18 protein-coding genes are annotated in these 19,433 nt (G+C 29.8%); 11 read left to right on the forward strand and 7 right to left on the reverse strand.

What is annotated here, in order from left to right; genetic code table 11:
- The first annotated feature begins 155 nt into the window (after nt 1-155).
- From ACWYN7_RS09855 to ACWYN7_RS09870, 4 genes are read left to right on the forward strand one after another with little or no spacing between them, the layout of a single operon-like run.
- Entirely contained in the window at nt 156-848 is a 693-nt protein-coding gene (locus tag ACWYN7_RS09855; protein ID WP_462859755.1) for an ABC transporter ATP-binding protein, read from the forward strand.
- Between the two features lie 2 nt (nt 849-850).
- Nucleotides 851-2,083: an ABC transporter permease gene (locus tag ACWYN7_RS09860; RefSeq protein WP_462859756.1), complete on the forward strand. Its 1,233-nt coding sequence runs from the start codon at nt 851-853 to the stop codon at nt 2,081-2,083.
- 2 nt (nt 2,084-2,085) lie between these two features.
- Complete coding sequence (locus tag ACWYN7_RS09865; RefSeq protein WP_462859757.1) at nt 2,086-3,330, forward strand: ABC transporter permease; 1,245 nt, start codon at nt 2,086-2,088, stop codon at nt 3,328-3,330.
- A 21-nt stretch (nt 3,331-3,351) separates the two neighbouring features.
- Nucleotides 3,352-4,467 carry an efflux RND transporter periplasmic adaptor subunit gene (locus tag ACWYN7_RS09870; protein WP_462859758.1) on the forward strand — a complete coding sequence of 372 codons (1,116 nt, stop codon included), beginning with the start codon at nt 3,352-3,354 and terminating at the stop codon, nt 4,465-4,467.
- Between the two features lie 70 nt (nt 4,468-4,537).
- Here the strand turns inward: ACWYN7_RS09870 and ACWYN7_RS09875 are convergent, their stop codons facing one another.
- Nucleotides 4,538-5,350: a DUF1853 family protein gene (locus tag ACWYN7_RS09875; RefSeq protein WP_462859759.1), complete on the reverse strand. Its 813-nt coding sequence runs from the start codon at nt 5,348-5,350 to the stop codon at nt 4,538-4,540.
- 56 nt (nt 5,351-5,406) lie between these two features.
- On the opposite strand from ACWYN7_RS09875, the gene ACWYN7_RS09880 reads away from it, so the two are divergent.
- Nucleotides 5,407-6,081, forward strand: a complete 675-nt coding sequence (locus tag ACWYN7_RS09880; protein ID WP_462859760.1) for a DUF2461 domain-containing protein — start codon at nt 5,407-5,409, stop codon at nt 6,079-6,081.
- 59 nt (nt 6,082-6,140) lie between these two features.
- Here ACWYN7_RS09880 and ACWYN7_RS09885 read toward each other — a convergent pair whose 3' ends face one another.
- Nucleotides 6,141-7,484 (reverse strand): MATE family efflux transporter, encoded by a 1,344-nt coding sequence (locus ACWYN7_RS09885; protein ID WP_462859761.1) that lies wholly within the window; start codon nt 7,482-7,484, stop codon nt 6,141-6,143.
- 94 nt (nt 7,485-7,578) lie between these two features.
- Between ACWYN7_RS09885 and ACWYN7_RS09890 the strand changes: the two genes are divergently transcribed.
- The 3 genes from ACWYN7_RS09890 (at nt 7,579) to ACWYN7_RS09900 (ending at nt 9,859) form a co-directional block, all read left to right on the forward strand.
- Nucleotides 7,579-7,977 (forward strand): acyl-CoA thioesterase, encoded by a 399-nt coding sequence (locus tag ACWYN7_RS09890; RefSeq protein WP_462859762.1) that lies wholly within the window; start codon nt 7,579-7,581, stop codon nt 7,975-7,977.
- A gap of 136 nt (nt 7,978-8,113) precedes the next feature.
- The gene (locus ACWYN7_RS09895) at nt 8,114-9,235 is read left to right on the forward strand and encodes a DEAD/DEAH box helicase (protein ID WP_462859764.1); all 1,122 of its coding nucleotides are present in this window, start codon (nt 8,114-8,116) and stop codon (nt 9,233-9,235) included.
- Nucleotides 9,236-9,859 carry a trimeric intracellular cation channel family protein gene (locus tag ACWYN7_RS09900; RefSeq protein ID WP_462859765.1) on the forward strand — a complete coding sequence of 208 codons (624 nt, stop codon included), beginning with the start codon at nt 9,236-9,238 and terminating at the stop codon, nt 9,857-9,859.
- Nucleotides 9,860-9,908: 49 nt separating this feature from the next.
- Here the strand turns inward: ACWYN7_RS09900 and ACWYN7_RS09905 are convergent, their stop codons facing one another.
- Nucleotides 9,909-13,163 carry a S41 family peptidase gene (locus tag ACWYN7_RS09905; protein ID WP_462859766.1) on the reverse strand — a complete coding sequence of 1,085 codons (3,255 nt, stop codon included), beginning with the start codon at nt 13,161-13,163 and terminating at the stop codon, nt 9,909-9,911.
- A gap of 71 nt (nt 13,164-13,234) precedes the next feature.
- Here ACWYN7_RS09905 and ACWYN7_RS09910 point away from each other — a divergent pair, with 71 nt between their 5' ends.
- On the forward strand, nt 13,235-13,699 hold the full coding sequence (locus ACWYN7_RS09910; protein WP_462859767.1) for a MaoC family dehydratase: 465 nt from the start codon (nt 13,235-13,237) through the stop codon (nt 13,697-13,699).
- Nucleotides 13,700-13,713: 14 nt separating this feature from the next.
- Here ACWYN7_RS09910 and ACWYN7_RS09915 read toward each other — a convergent pair whose 3' ends face one another.
- Entirely contained in the window at nt 13,714-14,145 is a 432-nt protein-coding gene (locus tag ACWYN7_RS09915; protein ID WP_462859768.1) for a hypothetical protein, read from the reverse strand.
- 121 nt (nt 14,146-14,266) lie between these two features.
- On the opposite strand from ACWYN7_RS09915, the gene ACWYN7_RS09920 reads away from it, so the two are divergent.
- The gene (locus tag ACWYN7_RS09920) at nt 14,267-14,710 is read left to right on the forward strand and encodes a hypothetical protein (protein WP_462859769.1); all 444 of its coding nucleotides are present in this window, start codon (nt 14,267-14,269) and stop codon (nt 14,708-14,710) included.
- 1 nt (nt 14,711) lies between these two features.
- Nucleotides 14,712-14,912: a helix-turn-helix transcriptional regulator gene (locus ACWYN7_RS09925; RefSeq protein WP_462859770.1), complete on the forward strand. Its 201-nt coding sequence runs from the start codon at nt 14,712-14,714 to the stop codon at nt 14,910-14,912.
- A gap of 50 nt (nt 14,913-14,962) precedes the next feature.
- On the opposite strand, the gene ACWYN7_RS09930 is transcribed toward ACWYN7_RS09925, so the two are convergent.
- From ACWYN7_RS09930 to ACWYN7_RS09940, 3 genes are read right to left on the reverse strand one after another with little or no spacing between them, the layout of a single operon-like run.
- The gene (locus ACWYN7_RS09930; RefSeq protein WP_462859771.1) at nt 14,963-16,363 is read right to left on the reverse strand and encodes a TolC family protein; all 1,401 of its coding nucleotides are present in this window, start codon (nt 16,361-16,363) and stop codon (nt 14,963-14,965) included.
- Nucleotides 16,364-16,391: 28 nt separating this feature from the next.
- On the reverse strand, nt 16,392-17,756 hold the full coding sequence (locus ACWYN7_RS09935; protein WP_462859772.1) for an HlyD family secretion protein: 1,365 nt from the start codon (nt 17,754-17,756) through the stop codon (nt 16,392-16,394).
- 9 nt (nt 17,757-17,765) lie between these two features.
- Nucleotides 17,766-19,430 (reverse strand): peptidase domain-containing ABC transporter, encoded by a 1,665-nt coding sequence (locus ACWYN7_RS09940; RefSeq protein WP_462859773.1) that lies wholly within the window; start codon nt 19,428-19,430, stop codon nt 17,766-17,768.
- Nucleotides 19,431-19,433: the final 3 nt, after the last annotated feature.

The following is a 19,433-nucleotide window of genomic DNA, read 5'->3' on the forward strand; positions in this document are numbered from 1 at the left end:
ACAAAATTACTTTAACTTTTTTTAAAAAACCTTGTAACATTTTTTTATTTGTTACGTCTTATGGATGTATTTGTATTGAGAAATGCTTTTAACATAAAATTAATAAAGGCTATCATTCGCATTCAATACTTTAGTAGTTAAATTAACCAAACCAAATGATTAGAATAGAAAAACTACACAAATCTTATCCAATAGGAAAAGATTCTTTGCACGTACTTAAAGGAATTGATTTACACATAAAAGAAGGCGAGTTTGTTTCTATTATGGGTTCTTCTGGTTCAGGAAAATCTACATTATTAAATATTGTTGGTCTATTAGACATTCATGACGAAGGTGATTATTATTTAAATGGTCAGCTAATTAAAGATATGAACGAAAAAAAAGCAGCACTTTTAAGAAATAAATTCTTAGGATTTATTTTTCAGTCTTTTAATCTTATCTCATACAAAACCGCTTTAGAAAACGTTGCTTTACCTTTGTATTATAAAGGAATGAATAGAAAAGATCGTTTAAAAATGGCCTTAGACTATTTAGAAAAAGTAGGTTTAAAAGATTGGGCAAATCATTTGCCAAACGAACTTTCTGGAGGGCAAAAACAACGTGTTGCTATTGCCAGAGCTTTAGTAACCAAACCAAAAGTAGTTTTAGCTGATGAACCAACAGGAGCATTAGATTCTACAACAACAGATTCTGTAATGGATTTATTAAAAGATATTAATGATGAAGGAATGACGGTTTTTGTAATTACACACGAAGAAGAAGTTGCAGAACAAACCAAAAGAATTGTACGCTTAAAAGATGGTCTTATAATTAGTGATGAATTAACCAAAGCGTCTAAAGTAGTATAATTATGTTTGATTTAGACAGGTGGAGAGAAATTTTTCAAAGTATTAATAAAAACAGATTACGTTCTGTAATGTCTGGTTTTACAGTTGCTTTTGCAATTTTATTATTTACCTTACTTTTTGGTATTGTTAGTGGTTTAAGTAATTCTTTTAAAGGTGCTTTTGCAGATGATGCTCAAAACTCAATGTTTGTTAGAGTATGGAAAACTTCTAAACCATACAAAGGTTTGCAAACAGGTAGAAGAATTCAACTAAAAAATGATGATTACAATTTTGTAAAAGATGAGTTTGGTAATAAATTACAATACCAATCTGGAAGAATTTACAAAAATTTTAATTTAAAATATAAGAGTAAGGCAGACACTTACAGTGTTATGGCCATACATCCTGATCATCAATTTATAGAAAAAACAATAATTGATGAAGGAAGGTATGTAAACGAAAGAGACATAAAAGAAAAGTCTAAAGTTATAGTTATAGGTCGTTTAATAAAAGAAGATTTGTTCGGAGAAAGACCAGCCTTAGGTAAACGTTTAAATGTAAATGGAAGTTCTTATTTAATTATTGGTATTTTTTCTGATGAAGGAGGAGATAATGAAGAACGTAAAGCTTTTATCCCTTTGTCTACAGCTCAAATGATTTATGGTAATAACGATTACATTAGTCAAATGGCACTAGGTTACGACCCTAACTTAAGTTTAGATGCAGCTGTTTCTTTTGGAAATAAAATGGAGCGCGATTTACGTAGTAAATTAAATATTCACCCAGATGATCAAAGTGCACTTTCTGTAAGAAACATGGCAGAAGCAAATAAAGGAATTGGTCAGTTTATGGGTGTTTTATATGCCATTGTAGTATTAATTGGTTCAGGAACTTTGGTTGCTGGTATTATAGGTATTTCTAACATTATGATTTTTGTAATTAAAGAAAGAACCAAAGAATTTGGAATTAGAAAAGCATTAGGAGCCAAACCTTCTTCTATAGTTGCAATGGTAGTGCAAGAATCTGTATTAATTACAACCATAGCAGGTTATATAGGTTTATCTATTGGTACTTATATTTTAAGTTTAATTGGTGATAGTTTAGAAGAAGATTATTTTATAAAAGATCCAAGTGTAAGCACAGGAATTGTAGTAGGAGCTACAATTATTTTAATCTTATCAGGATTAATTGCTGGTTACGTACCCGCAAAAAGAGCAGCAAATATTAAACCAATTGTAGCACTAAGAGCAGATTAATTATGAAGTTTTTATTTGATTCAGATACTTGGCAAGAAATTTACGGAAGCATCCGTAAAAATAAAATGAGAACCATAATTACTATTATTGGTGTACTTTGGGGTATTTTTCTTTTGGTTGTGCTCTTAGGTGCAGCAAGAGGTATGGAAAATGGTTTTAATAAACTGTTTGGAAATTTTGCAACCAATAGTGTTTTTGTTTGGACACAATCTACAGATACTCCTTTTAAAGGATTTCAAAAAGGCAGAAGATTTCGTTTAACAATGAATGATATTGAGGTGTTAAAATCTGAGTATTCTAATGAAATTAGATTGTTAGCACCTAGAAATCAAACGAATAATTTAGTTATTCATGAGTTTAAATCAGGTGATTTTAGAGTAAGTGGAGATTATCCTGTATTAGATCAAATACAAAAAAAGTCATTAATTTATGGTCGTTTTTTAAATGAAAACGATATACAAACTAATGCAAAAGTTGCAGTTATATCAGAAGATATGTACAAGCAATTATTTGATAAAGATGTTATGCCAATAGGCGATTATATAAAAATTAATAGCATAAATTACAAAGTAATTGGGGTTTATAAACCTTCTAATACAATAAATTTTGATGGAGATTGTGCCTATATACCATTTACAACTTTTAAAAAAGTATACAACACTGCCAATAAAGTAGATTGGATGATGATAACCGCTTTTCCTGGTACTAATATAGAACAGATGGAGCAAGATATTCTGTTAACCTTAAAAGGTTTACACAAAGTACACCCAGAAGATAAAAAAGCTTTTGGTAGTGTAAATCTAGGTAAAGAAATAGGTAAAGTAACTGGCTTTTTAACAGGTATGCAGTTCTTAACTTGGTTTGTAGGTATTGCCACTTTAATAGCAGGTGTTTTTGCCATTGGTAATATCCTTTTAATTACCGTAAAAGAACGTACAAAAGAAATCGGAATTCGTAGAGCTTTAGGAGCAACTCCAAAAAGTATCCGTCAACAAATAATTTTAGAATCTGTTTTTTTAACCACAGTAGCTGGTATGTTGGGTATTATTTTTGGTAGTTTAGTTTTATTTTTAATAGATCATTTTTTTGGTCAAGGAGAAGACGCCACATTAATAAATCCTACAGTAAACATCCCAATTATTTTTATAGCATTTGCCACATTAATAGTATTAGGTACAATGATCGGTTTAATACCTGCACACATGGCAACAGTAGTAAAACCAATAGAAGCATTAAGAGAAGAATAAAGAAAATCAATCAACTAAATCATGAGTAAAAGAGCAAAAATTATTTTAATTATCATAGCAATAGGTTTTATTGCAGCATTAATTTGGTTCGGAAAAAAGAACAAAACGAGTATTGTACAATATGAAACTGAAACTCCTTTTAAAACAACAATTGTTAAAAAAACGGTGGCTACAGGTAAAGTTACTCCATTAGAAGAAATTGAAATTAAGCCACAAATAACAGGTATTATTGATAAAATAATGTTACTTGAAGGTTCTGAAGTTAAAAAAGGCGATTTAATTGCAACTGTAAGAGTTGTGCCTAATGAGCAATCTTTAATTAGTGCTAAAGGTAGAGTAGACAATACAAAAATACGTGTAAACAACGCAAAAACGCAATACGATAGAAATAAAAATTTATTTGATAAAGGTGTAATTTCTAGACAAGAATTTGAACAAATTGAGTTAACTTATAACCAAGCCAAACAAGATTTAAGAAATGCAGAGAACGATTATTTAATCATTAAAAAAGGTTCTGCTGGCACAGGTGGTTCTGCAAATACCAATATTATGGCTCAAATTTCTGGAACTATTTTAGAAATTCCGGTTAAAGAAGGAGACCAAGTTATACAATCGAACAACTTTAATGCAGGTACAACAATTGCATCTATTGCAGATATGAGCAAAATGATTTTTGAAGGAAAAGTAGATGAATCTGAAGTTGGTAAATTGGTAAGCGGTTCTGATATTGAAGTTTCTATAGGGGCTATTGAAGGGAAAAAATTTCCAGCTAAATTAAATTTTATAGCACCTAAAGGTACAGAAGAATCTGGTGCTGTTCAGTTTAAAATTAAAGCTGATGTTTCTTTAGATGATGAGTATTTTATTAGAGCTGGTTATAGTGCAAATGCTGATATTATTTTAGAGAAAAAAGACAGTGTTTTAGCCATAAAAGAAGCGTTATTAAAGTTTGATAAAAAGACAGAAGAACCTTATGTAGAAGTAAAAACTGGCGAAGGTACTTTTGAAAAAAGAACTTTAAAATTAGGGACTACTGATGGCGTAAACGTAGAAATTTTAGACGGAGTTTCTGAAACTGACGAAATTAAAATTTGGAACAAAGTTTCTAAAGAGGATAAAAAAGAAGGGAATAACTAGTTAAGTTATAACTTTAATAAAAACAAAAAAGGGAACTCAATTATGGGTTCTCTTTTTTGTTTATCATGAATCACCACCAAACCAAAAACATCTTTTTTATCTCTCCATTTTTCTGTTTTAACCAACAAAGAGGAGAGAAATTTCTAGCTAAATATTCTGCAGATTTTTCTTTAAAATCAGTAAAATTTAACCATTTTACATTTTGATGTGGTATCATTAACCAATCTTTTTTATTGGGGATAAAAAACTTACAATCATTAAATGTTTTTAGTTCTTTTTGGTTGATGTAAAAACCACAAATACAATCATTATTCAAAGTTTTTAATTGCATATTTTTATAAGAGTAAGGCACAAATAATTGTGATTTAAAATACACTTGCTGAGTTATTTTTTCTGATGATAATTGGATGCTCTCTAAATAACTTTTACATTCATTAGAGTAGAGTAGTGGCAATTGTTTTTCTTTCAGTTTAGTTAGTTTTTCAACTAAAGTATCTTTTCTGTTTGGGCCAATAAAATGTTCAATTTCAGTAGTTCCAACAGAGTCATCAAACAAATAAAACTTATAAATAATTTCTAAATGAATAGGGTTTTCATCTTTTTTGATGATACAATCCAACTCGCCTAACGTTATTTTGTTTTGCTGAATTTGGATGTTCTCACAAAGTATATTAATATCTTTTTCTTGTTCTAATTGATAAGAAACAAAACGTTCAATATATTTACCAAGTCGTAATTTTTCATCAATTTCTAAATCAATTTTTACAGTTTTAGATTCAATTTTAAATTGATGTAATCCATACACATCATTATTTTTCCACAAACTAGCAGTTTGTAAAAAACCTTCATATCTTTTTTGAATGTCTTTTGTTTTTTGATGCATTTCAAAATCGAAGTTACAAATCTATTTTGTAACTTGAAGTTTTAAATTTCATAAGTATGCAACTCGAAAAATCGACTTTTCAATTTTTAAAAGATTTACATAAAAATAATAATAGAGACTGGTTTGCAGAACACAAACCAAGATATACCCAAGCTCAACAAAATGCAAAAGCCGTTTTTGCTGCTATACATGATAAATTATCTGCTCATGATGAAATTGAAAAATCAAAGATGATGCGTATTTATAGAGATGTTCGCTTTTCTAATGATAAAACACCTTATAAAGCACATTTTGCAAACTCATATTCTAGACTAGGTGCAGCCTTAAGAGGTGGTTATTTTTTAAGAATAAGACCAGGAGAATCTTTTTTAGCTGGCGGATTTTGGGAACCCAACAAAGACGATTTATTCAGAATTAGAAAAGAAATAGAACAAGATGCATCAGAAATTAGAGAAATTTTAGAAGATGCAACTTATCAAAAACATTTTGGAAATAAATTTGATAGTTTTAGCGAATTAAAAACGGCTCCAAGAGGTTTTGATAAAGCACATCCAGATGTAGATTTATTACGTAAAAAAGGTTTTATTGCCACCAAAAACTTTACAGATGCAGAAGTTTTATCAGAAGATTTTATAGATCAAGTAGATGAAAGTTTTAAAGCTTTACGGCCATTTTTTAATCTGTTTAGCGATATTTTAACGACTAATTTAAATGGTGAGTCTTTGATTTAGTTAAAAGATATAAAAACAAATTTTACCGAGTTTCTACCTAAAAGGAGTCTGTTTTAAAACTAAGCAGAAATCAAATTCTTATCAACCTCTCTTTTTAAAACCAAAACAGTTACTAAAGTAGATAAAATATCTGCTATTGGGAAAGACCACCAAACCCCAGCAACACCATAATATTTGGGTAAAATATATGCCAAAGGAATTAAGAAAATTCCTTGTTTTAAAAGTGTTAAAAATAAAGCTGGCATCGCTTTTCCTGCAGCCTGAAAATAAGCAGAACCAATTAATTGCATGGTTATAATTGGAGTTGCAATAAACACAATAAGCATTGCATTTGGTGTTTCTTGTAAAAGGGTAATATCATTTGTAAAAATTTGAATTACTTGCTCTTTAAATAGAATAATAGCGAGAAAAATGATAGTACCTAATATCGATCCAAAATAAATAGATTTTTTAATGGTTTCTTTTACTCTATCATTCTTTTTAGCGCCAATATTAAATCCTGCAACAGGCAGAAATCCTTGAGAAACACCCATTACTGGGGATAATGAAAACATCATTACACGATTTATAATTCCAAAAATTGATATTGAAATTTCTCCACCATACGTAAAAAGTGAGTAATTTAAAACAATCATTAATACACTAATAGCACCTTGTCTTACTACAGAAACTCCACCTAATTCCACAATTTCTCGAACAATTTTACCATCTAAAGCAAAATTTTTCGGTATAATTTTTAGTTCACTTTTGTTCGATAAAAAGAAATATAAAATATATAAACCAATACTTGCAAAAGAAATAGAAGTGGCTAAACCAGCACCTGTCATTCCCCAATCAAAAAATTTGATAAAAACAATATCTAAAACAATGTTTAAAATTGCTGGAATTATCATTGCATACATGGCAAATTTCGGTTTTCCTTCTGCTCTAATTACAGGGTTTCCCATCATTGCAAAAGCCAAAAATGGCACTCCAAAAATAACCATGGCAAAATATTCTGATGCAATTGGTAAAATATCACCTTTAGCACCAAATAAATTTAAAATTGGTACACTAAAAAAGTTACCTAATAAAACAAAAATAATGGCTAAAATAAGGGTTAAACAAATCTGGTTACCAAAAGTTAAAAAAGCTTTTTCTGAGTTTTCTGCACCTAAAGCTCTAGAAATAATTGAACTTCCTCCAATTCCAATTCCCATTCCAATAGAAGAAATTAAAAATGCAATTGGTAAAACAACTGTTATGGCTGCAATAGCCAAAACACCTACCCATTGCCCAACAAAAATGGTGTCTACAATCATGTTTAAAGACATCACAAGTATTCCTATTGTTGCTGGTACTGCTTGTTTTACTAATAAACTACCAATTTTTTCTGTTCCTAAATCGTTTGCTAATTTTGCCATAAGAAGTTGCAAATATCAGTATAAATAAGAAGCTTATTGTAAAACTATCATCAATAATTATTATAGGTTTATTAAAATTTCTATGTTTGCCAAAATGGATAAAAAAGAAAACATTTTTACGTTAAAAATTACAGTTTCTACGGATGATATAGACAATTTACAACATGTAAATAACTTGGTCTATGTAAAATGGATGGATATCATTGCCACAAAACATTGGGCTTTTTTAACCAAAGATCATCCATTGCCTCAATACGTTTGGGTTGTTGTAAGGCACGAAATAGATTATTTAAAACAAGCGGGTTTGGGCGATGAAATTACTGTAAAAACTTGGGTAGGAGAAACCAAAGGAATTACTTCTGTACGTTTTATGGAGTTTTATAAAGGTGATGTTTTGCTAGTTAAAGCCAAAACAGTTTGGGCAATGTTAAATGCTAAAACCTTTAAACCTGCAAGAATTAGAGAAGATGTATTAAAAGTATTGCTAAATTAAATCGTTATAATTTTAAAAATTAAATGATAAAATCTTTCTAAATCTAAAATTAATTTAGACCATTTTTTTTGAGCAATTTATGTAATTTGTTTTATTACACATTAATAAAAGTATCTTTGCACAAAATTAAGAAACAATGTCAACATTTTCTGCACTCGGAATTCATAAAGATTATATAAAATCAATAAAAGAAATAGGGATTTCTAAGCCAACTGAAATCCAAGAAAAAGCAATACCAATTTTATTAAATTCTAAAACTGATTTTATTGGATTGGCACAAACAGGAACTGGAAAAACAGCTGCTTTTGGTTTGCCAGTTTTACATCAAATAGATGCAAAATCAGAACATATTCAAGCCTTAATTTTATCGCCTACAAGAGAATTGGTACAACAGATAAAAAAACAATTATTCAAGTTTACTAAATATGTAGATGATCGTATCTTTTTAGAAGCTGTTTTTGGAGGTGAAAAGATTGATCGTCAAATGAATAATCTAAAAAGAACTACGCATATTGTTATTGCAACTCCTGGTAGATTAATTGATTTGATAGAAAGAGGAGCAGTAGATATCAGCCATGTAAAAACCGTTATTTTAGACGAAGCTGATGAAATGCTGAGTATGGGTTTTAAACAAGATTTAAATAGAATTTTAAAATTTACAACAAAATCCGACAGAAAAACTTGGTTATTTTCGGCTACTATGCCAGAAGAAATTAAGAAGATTATTAAAACTTATATGGATGGAAATGCACCAAGAATAGAGGTAAACCCTAAATCTTTGGTAAATGAAAATATTAGACATCATTTTGTAAAAACAACTATTAAAGAAAAAACAGATTTAATAATTACTTTTCTTGAAAAAAGACAATCGCAAAGAGGAATTATTTTCTGTAGAACAAAAGCTGGTGCTCAAAATTTAGCCAAACAATTAATAGAAGAAGGTTTTTCTGCAGCAGCTTTAGAAGGAGATATGCAACAAAAAGAACGCGATAAAGTAATGCGTGCTTTTAAAAATGAAAGTTTACAGTATTTAATTTCTACGGATGTTTCTGCACGTGGAATTGATGTGGCAGCGTTAGAGTTTGTAATTCATCATCAATTACCAGAACAAACAGATTACTATACTCATAGAAGTGGAAGAACTGCAAGAGCAGGAAAAACTGGTGTTTCTTTAGCTTTAGTTTTACCTTACGAATTAGAAAGAGTGCACGAACTTCAAAAAGAATTAAACATCAAATTTACAGAAGTTACTGTGTAAATGGAGCTAATTTATGTTTTAGACATATTAGGAACTTTTGCATTTGCCATTAGTGGTGCCTTAGTGGCTTCTGATAAAAAGTTTGATTTATTTGGCGTAATTATTATTGCATTTGTTACTGCTGTTGGTGGTGGAATGTTACGTGATGTTTTAATTGATGCACATCCTATCAATTGGATTGGCGATTTAAATTATTTATGGACAATTTTAATTGCTGTTGTTTTAACTTTTCTATTTAAAAGTAAAATTGCTTTTTTAAGTAAAACCTTGTTTTTGTTTGATACAATTGGGTTAAGTGTTTTTACTTTATTGGGTTTACAAAAAGGGTTAAGTTTTAATTTACATCCAATTATTGCCATAATTATGGGGATGATTTCTGCCGTTTTTGGAGGTGTTTTAAGAGATGTTTTAACAAACAAAGTTCCGTTAATTTTTGAAAAAGAAATCTATGCTTCTGCCTGTTTGGTTGGTGGAGTTTTTTATTTAAGTCTTTCTTATTTTGGATTTCCTGAAAATATTATTTTTATCATTTCAGCTTCTATAATCGTAATTATTCGATTAATTGCGGTAAAATTTCATTTAGAATTGCCCAAAATTAAAGATGATTTATTTGTGAAAAAATAAAAAAAGCGAAACTGTAATGTTTCGCTTTTTTTTATGAAAATCTATAATTTTATTTCACATCATTTAAAAGTTCTTGAATAGAACGCATTAATTGTTCATCAATTCCATTGTCAACTTTACCAGGCATATTTTTAACTTTAATTGTTGGTTCTGTTTGGTTATTTTCCATCCATTCTCCAGCTTTATTTTTAGCACTAACTGGCACAACACCCCAATAGCCACCATTTTGTAAACCTTCCCAACCTGCAAAACTACAAGTACCAGGAACTGGCATACCAACTGTTTTTCCTATTTTTAAATCGGTATAACCAGAAGCATAACAATGTCCATCAGAATACATACTTTCGTTAAAAATAGAAAGTGTTGGTTTTGTCCATCTAGAAGTTGGTTCTCCACCCACAACTTTAGCTTCTGTTGCATAAGTTATAAAAGGAACACCTGTAAAAAACATGGCCAAATCTGCAACTAAATCTCCACCACCATTAAAACGAGTATCTATAATTACTCCTTTTTTATCAAAATATTTACCCATCATATCTTGGTAAATACTTCTGTAAGGACCATCGCTCATACCAGGAATATGCACATAACCTAATTGACCATTACTTTCTTTTTCTACTTCTTTTTCATTAATTTTTACCCATCTATTGTATAATAATCTACTTTCTGCACCTAAAGAAATTGGTTTAACAGTAATGATTTGTGTCTTTTTTGTCTTCGGATCTAGAACTTCTAAAAGCATAAATTTACCTGATTTTCGGTTCAAGTATTTTGCTAAATCTTCATTTTTAGAAATGGTAACCCCATTTATTTTGGTAATGATGTTGCCTTTTTCAATTTTAAATTTGGCTTTGTCTAAAGGCCCTCCTGAAATTATTTCATCAATTAAAATTCCGTCTTCTTTAAAATCGTAATCCATAAAAATACCTAAAGATGCTGTTGCATCTGCATTAGAAACGTTGCTGCCACTGTAACCAGCACCTGCATGAGAAACGTTTAATTCTCCTAACATTTCTGATAACATTTCAGAAAATTCATAACCGTTAGAAATGTGTGGTAAATATTTTTGATATTCTTCTTTCATCATATTCCAGTTGATTCCGTGAAAATCTGGGTGATAAAAAATAGCATTGGTACGAATCCAAACATGATCGAACATGGCTTTTCTTTCTGCGTATTCATCTAATAAAATTTCACCTTTTATAGATACGCCTTCTCGTTTTTTGCTTGCAGGATTTAATTTTGTAATTCTTCCACTGCTTAGTAAATAAAGGTTTTTCATTTCTTTATCCCACTGTAAACTTCCAGAACGTGTGTTTAAAGGCATTAACATTTTAGTTTCTTTGGTTCTTAAATTAGTACTCCAAAGATTTGATTTCCCTTCAAAACTTGCTAAATAATATAAAAAATCACCTTTTTTAGACAGCACAGCATCACCCAAACTAGAAGAGTGAATCGTTAATCTTTTGGTTCTATCTTTCATATTTGCCCAATCAAACTCAAGCGTTTTTGTTTTGTCTTCTTTTTTATCGTCTTTTGATTTGCTATCTTTTTTCTTCGATTTTTTGTCGTCTTTTTTATCTTTCGTTTCTTCTTCTTTTTTCTTTTTTTCTTCCTCTTTTATGGCTTGCATCAATTTGTATTCTTCATCACTTAAATTAAATTCATCCCAAGCTTCTTGTGTAAAAAACATACTGTAAACATCAGATTGCGAACGACCACTTGTTGCATAAGATTTTAATCCGTTTCTATTGCTAAACCACAACATTTGTTTCCCTCCATTTACCCATTTTGGATAATAATCATAATACCCACTTTCGTTTAAATTTATTCTTTTAGAACCATCTGCAGCCATTAATAATACTTCGCTATTGCTTAAAGTTTTGCTCCAATCTACCAACAACCATTTGCTATCTGGACTCCAAGTAAAATATTTATCTCCATCTCTCATATGAAATAAATCTTTTGGAGTTAACAGTGTTGTTTCTTTTTTAGAAGCAACATCTACTACTTTAAGTGTTCTTCTGCCTTCTATAAAAGCTATTTTTTTTCCATCTGGCGAGTATTCTGCTAAATAATTATCTAATTTATTATCTATTAAAGCAGTTTCTTTTACTAAAGTTGCAGCGTAGAAAAAAGGTTCTTCTTTTCTAACTTTTTCAGTTTTATAAACGCTCCATTTTCCATTTCTTTCGCTACTATAAATTACTGATTTTCCTTTTGGTCCCCAAGAAACAAAACGTTCGTTTTCTGGTGTGTTTGTTAATCTTTTAGTAAAAGATTTGTCTACAGAAGTAACAAAAACTTCGCCTCTGGCAATAAATGCAATTTCTTTTCCATTAGGAGATACAGCCATTTCTTGAATTCCGCCATTTACAGAAACAAACTTATCTGTATTTTCTTTGTCTTGAGTAATAATTTTTACGTTTAATTTTTTAGGTGATGCTCCTTCTTTTAGGGTATATAATTCTCCATCATATCCAAAAGAAATCACACCATTTGCAACACTTAAAAAACGCACAGGATGCAAACTAAAATTGGTCAGTTTTACATCAGAATTGTTTGTTAAGTTCATTTTATGCACATTAAAAGAACCACTTCTTTCACTTAAATAATACATGCTTTTTTCATCGTCGCTAAAAAATGGATGTCTGTCTTCTGCATTATGCGTTGTAATTATTTTATGATTATCTGTCTTTGCATTGTACATCCAAATATCTCTGGTTATAGATGATGTATGGTGTTTTCGCCATTCGTTTTCGCCACCTTTTTTATCATGATACAACATGGTTTGTCCGTCTTTAGAATACTGTACATATTCTGCAGGAATTGTAAATATTTGCGAAACTCTACCAGTTGCAACAGGAACACTGTATAGTTCTGATTGCGATCTGTGAGGATATTGTCTGTGCTCTACATCATCTTGTCTTAACGCTCCAAAAACAACATTTTTATCATCTGAAGTAAAAGAAAACGGAATTTCATCATTAGAATGAAACGTTAATCTGGTTGCAGCTCCACCATCAGCATTCATTATATAAATATCAAAATTACCATATCTATTAGATGCAAAAGCGATTTTAGAACCGTCTTTGCTCCAAATGGCTTTGTAATCGTGCGCATTATGATAGGTTAGTTGTTTTGCAGTACCTCCATTAGTGCTCACTTTGTATAAATCGCCTTTGTAAGTAAAAGCAATTTGAGTTCCATCTGGAGAAATTGAAGAATGCCTCATCCATTGTGGATTGTCTTGGCCGTAAATTGAAATTGATAAAAAGGTAAGAAAAAGTAGGATTGGTCTCATATAATTGAAAATTTTGACTAATTTAAGGAAATGTAATAATTTAATACTCAATAAAAGTTAAAAAGTAGAATATGAAACCATTAGAGTTTACAAATTTTGAAGATTTTAAAATGATGATAGGTAAGGAGTTGCCTGTTGGTAATTGGTACACAATAACACAGCAAATGATTAATGATTTTGCTAATGCAACTTTAGACAAACAATGGATTCATATTGATGAAAAAAGAGCTGAAAAAGATTCTCCTTTTAAAAGTACAGTTGCTCATGGTTTTATGTCTGTAGCTATGATTTCTAGAATGTTGGAAGAAACTTTTATAATAAAATCTGTAAAAATGGGCTTAAATTACGGTTTAAATAAAGTTCGATTTCCAAATCCTGTTCCTGTAAATAGCAAATTAAGAATGCATTCTAGCATTAAAGCTATAGAAGATTTAAAAAACAACGGAATTAAAATAACCTTTACTTGTACAATAGAAATAAAAAACCACCAAAAACCTGCTTGTGTTGCTGAATTTTTGGTGGCTTTATTCGAATAAATAAATTTTTGGTGCTATGCTAAAATTCCTGAATTTTCTGCTTTTTTAGCGAATAATACTAAGTAAAAGCTAATAAAAATTGTAATAATTGGCTGAATTAAACCTGTGTTGCCATACACTTCTAAAGCGTTTGTCATAAAAAAAGAATAAGCTGTTTGCACCAAAACACCTAATAAAGAAATGACAAATATTTTATGTGCTATTTTTTTGCGTGCTAAAAGTAAAATACATCCTAATAAACCAAACCATACAGCAATAGCAAAAGCAGCTGTTACCCAAGATGGAGTATTTTCTATTAATTTTAACTGATCTGCAGGAATTAACGCTTTCATATCGTCTGTCATAAAAGCTTGTCCTAAATACACCATAACACCCATTGCATTCCAGATAAGTGCTAAAACAGAAATTATCCAGAAAGATTTAGAAGGTTTTGTAGTTGTTGCCATAATTTTAAAAGTTTAGTTAGTTGATGTTATAAATGTAATAAAAAAAATTTGGTAGTTTGCTAAATGTAAAGTATATTTGACATATTAATAAGTTAATTTGTCAATTTGTAAAATAAATAAGATGTCTAGACAGTCAATTTGTGAAAGAGAACGAAGTCAGTTAGAGAAAATGAATAAGTTTCAATTGAATTATCGTTATAAAAAAATCGGATTAATAATAGCTATTTCTGCTTTTGTTTTATTGCTTGGTAGAAAGTTTGTAGACAATTCAGAATGGATAAGGCCAGTGTTTCAAGCCTTTTTGTTGGTTGGTTTGTTGATTATTTCTTTATCAAAAAGTAAGGAAGAAGACGAGTTTATAGATAGTTTACGCTCGCAATCTTACAGGTTGGCTTTTTTGTTAGCCATTGTGTATTCTTTGGTGCAACCTTTAATTAATTATGGAGTAGGTTTGTTGTTTGATGAAAATGAAACCCTAAAAGGATTTAATTATTTTCAGGTATTATTTTTTATGTTGATTGTACAATTGATGTTCTTTTGGCAACTAAAAAGAATGAATCGTTAATATGAAAAATACCTTAAAAGTACAACGCGCCATTTTAGATTTAACTCAAGATGATTTGGCAAAAAAAATTGGTGTTTCTCGACAAACGATTAATTCCATAGAAAAAAACAGATATGTACCATCCACAGTTTTGGCCTTAAAATTATCAGCTATTTTTAAGATTCCAGTAAATGATTTTTTTGTTTTAGAGGATGATGATTAAACGATAATTAATTATAAAATTGCTTAGGTCTATCTTAAATATCACAATATTTAATCGGCTATAGAAATCACAGCAGCTTTAAATAAATTTGCTTTCGATTTAAAGTAAGAATTCTCTAAATCTATTGCTTTTAATTTGGTTTCTATCAACTTAGATTCTCTATAATTTACCAAGAATAAAGAGCTTTCTCCTAAAAAGAATTTACGTTCTTCTGCTTTTAATAAAGTGTCGTAATCTCTTACAATATTGGTAATATATTCACTTTGGATAATGTAAGACTCTAATTCTTGTTGTAATGCATTTACTTTATTTTTGATGGATATTTTAGTCGCTTCATTTTCTAGAATTGCGTCTTGTAATTTGGTTTTTGCTAGTTTTAAATCTCCACGTTCTTTTCTTAAAAAAATAGGCAATTTAAAATTTAAACCCGCTTTGTAATTATCTACATTTAAAGAATTTGATTCTTCTGGAGTTGTGGTTAAAAAATTATATTGAACATCTAATTTAGGTAATAAGTTGTTCATTTTTAATTTTTTATTAATATTTAAGCTCTTTATTTTAAATTCTAAAGATTTAATTTTTGGATGATTATTAATGTCAAAATTAGCATCATTAAACAAAGCAATATTAAATGTTGTATCCACTTTATTTAAAGTAGAAACATCAGGAATTATATGGTCTTGTAGTTCAACAGGTGTGTTATCATTCATCCAAAGAAAGTTAGACAATTCTAAAGACGATTTTACCAATTTAATACGTGCTTTTTCCAAATTAAGCTTTCTGTTATTTAGGGTGATACCTGCTTCTAAAGTGTCTATTGCAGCTTTGTCTCCTTCTTCAAAAGCTCTTTTTGTATTGCTGAACCTTATTACCGCATTTTCTAAAAAATCACCATAAACCAACTTTTCATTATACGTTTTTAACCAATTAAAATACGAAAGTGCAGCATTGTATAAAATTTCATTCACCAAAATTTGTTGTTCTTCTTTAGCTTGATTTATAAAGAATTTTGCCTGTTTTAAAGCCGCCATTCTTTTATTAATTAGCAAACCGTTTAAAAGAGATGCAGAAACACCAACAGCATATAAACCATCTGTAGGCACTGTAGATTCTGGATTTAGGTATTCACCTTCGTTATTTTCGAAATTGGCTTTAAACTCTAATCCATAGTAAGTTGGTATTTTAAAAGCACCATTTAATTTGCTGTAGTATTCTTTTTCTTTAAATTGTTTTTTATCAAAATCTACTTCTATTTTCGGGTCAAAAGCACCTCTGGCTTTTTGTAGTTTTGCTTCGCTATTGTTAATCACTAAATTGGCTTGTTTTACAATTGGGTGATATTTTTTTACATAGCTGAGGTATTCTGATAAGGTTAGTACAGAAGTTACTTTTTCTTGAGCAGAAAATTGAGCAACCATCAATAAAAACAATATGATAATGTAATTTTTCATCAATTTATAATCTAAAAATGAATTGCTGTTATTTTTTCTTTTTGCTGTCCGTTTTTCCTTTACTATTATTTTCTGGTTGATAATAATTAGGAGGAAAACTGTTTAATTGTCGCCAAAGCTCAAACCAAATTGGTACATCTTCTAATAAAGCAATTGTTTTTGCGCCAGAACCAACTCTAATTGCATTTGGCCATTGATGATCTGTTTCATCAGGAGCTAAAAGCACTCTATATTTGCCATTATCGCTTATAAAATTTTCTATGGCAACTACTTTTGCACCATAAGTTCCGTAAGAAACATTTGGCCATCCAGAAAATACAATTGCTGGCCAACCATCAAACTGAACACGTACTTTTTCGCCAATATGCAAAAGAGGTAAATCTATTGGTCTTACATAAGTTTCTACAGCTAAATCGTATTTTAATGGCATAATACCCACCAAATCTTCGCCTTCTTTAAATGTACCACCAATTCCGCCTTTTAAAGCTTTATTTATAATTCCGTTTATAGGTGCAGTTACGTATAGCAAGCTATTTCTAACTTTATAATTACTGTTGTTGTTTTCTAGTTTAGAAACCTGAGCTTTTGCATCAAAACCACTAGATTCTGCTGTAAAACGATCGCTTTCGGCTTTCGAAATTTTATCAGCATAACTTGCTTTTACTCTAGAAATTTCGACTTTAGCATTTAAAACATCATTTTTAGAAGCCAATAATTTGTTTTCTTTACCTATAAGTTTTGCTTGCGTTTCTTGCAATTTTAAACGTTTTTCTTCAACATCTTTTACTGCTTTTAAGCCTTCGTTTTGCAAGGTTTGTGTTCTTATAAATTGTCTTTCTGCAATTTTTATGTTTGTTTTTGCAGCTTCAAAATCAATACTATCACTTTTTACTTTCAACTTAGATTGCAATAATTTGTTTTGGGCTTGCTCTAACTTTAATTTTCGTTCTTCTTTTAAAGCAACAATTTGTCTTTCTAAAGCTTCTACTTTAAATTGATAAGCATTTACTGCAGATGCTTTTGCATTAATCTGTTCGTTTGTTCTTTCTATTAATTTGTTATCAAAATAATCGCTTTTTACTTCAGATATTCTTAAAATAACGTCGCCTTTTTTAACAGTATCTCCTTCTTTTACAAACCATTGTTCTATTCTACCAGGAATTTGAGATTGTATTGTTTGCGGCCTGTGATCTGGAGTTAACGTAGTTACCAAACCATTACCTGTAATGTTCTGTGTCCAAGGTAAAAAGAGTACAATAACTCCAAAAATTGCAGCAATTAGTAAAAACTTGTTCACTGATCTGTAATAGTTTTTTGCAAAAATGGCTTTTCCCGATTTAAACTCTTTTAAATCTACAGTTTTATTCAGTGGATTGTTAGTTATATTTAACATGACTTTTTCTTAGTTTATAGATTTAATTTCACCCTTTTCTAACGTAATAATTTGATTACATTTTGTTCTCCAACTTTTTTTACTACTCACCACAATTAACGCCCAAGGTTTTTTGGCGTCTGTTAAATAATCGATAATTCTTACAGTTTCTTCTAAATTAAACTGATCTAAAGGATCTTCTAAAATCATTATTTTAGGTTCCTTAATTATGGCTCTAGCTAAAATTATTTTTTTGGCAATGGTATAAGACATTTGTTTACCTTCTGGATAAAGAATGGTGTCTAAGCCATTAACTTGTTCTTTTAAAAATTGCGATAAACCAACAACCTCTAAAATTTCAAAGATTTTATTGTCTTTAATTTTATCATTGCCAAAAATTAAGTTTTCTCTAATAGTACCTTCAAAAGGCGTTTCTTCAGAAAGAGATAAACCTAATTGAGATCTATAATGATTTCTGTGTAAGCTGTTTAAGGAAAGATTGTTAATGTAAATGTTTCCAGAAGTTGGTTCTATTAGCCCAGAAATTAATCGGAGTAAACTCGATTTACCTGCACCACTTTCTCCCATCACCAATATTCTACTTTTTTGTTCAAGGGTTAAAGAAATATCATTAATAATGGATTTTTCTCTGTTTTCTACTTCAAAACAAACTTCATCTAATTCAACTCGTAACCCATTTTTAAACATTGGTTTTTCGCCTTCTTGCGATTCTAATTCTTTGTCTACAACCTGACCAATTTTTTCTATTGATGTTAAAACATCATAAAAAGATTCGAGTCCTATAATTAATTTTTCTACGGATGCAATTACCAAAAGAATAATAATTTCTGCTGCTACAAATTGACCGATATTCATTTCTTGACTTAATACCAAAGCACCACCAATTAATAATAAACTAGCAGTTACAATAACCTTAAAACCAATCATTTGACTAAATTGTAATAGTAATACCTTAAAGTGATTTTCTCTAGCTTCTAAGTATTTACTAACTAAGTCATCATTTTTTGTCATGGCTAAATTGGTGTTTCCAGAAAGTTTAAAACTAACCACGGTTCTTGCAACTTCTTGAATCCAATGTGCTACTTTATATTTAATTTTAGATTCTAATAAACTGGTTTCTAAACCTCTTTGAGCTGTAAATTTAAAAACGATAAATATTAGTAATAATAAAAGAAGACCAAAAATTATAAAAAATGGATGATAGAAAGATAACAATATCAACGCAAAAATAATTTGTAAAATTGCAGTAGGTACATCAATTAAAATTTTTGATAACCCTTTTTGAATGGTTATGGTATCAAAAAAGCGATTTGCCAATTCTGGTGGATAATAATTATGCAATTCGTGCATTTTTATTTTTGGAAAGCGATAACTTAGTTCAAAAGAAGCTCTTGTAAATATTCTTTGCTGAATAGTTTCTATAATTCTTAATTGCATCAGCTGTAAAGCTCCAGAAAAAAGCACACCAATAGTAACTACAACCACTAATACAATCCAAGAAGTAGATACTTGTGCACCTTGTATTAGGTTGATGATAGCTTGAATACCAAGAGGTAAGGTTAAACTTACAATACCGCCAAAAATAGCGTAATAAAATATCTGAAAAATATCTTTTTTCTCTAATCTTAACAATCCAATAAAACGGTGCCAAGGAGTTCGTTTTTTGTTTTCCATTGA

This window comes from Polaribacter sp. M10 (assembly GCF_054968445.1).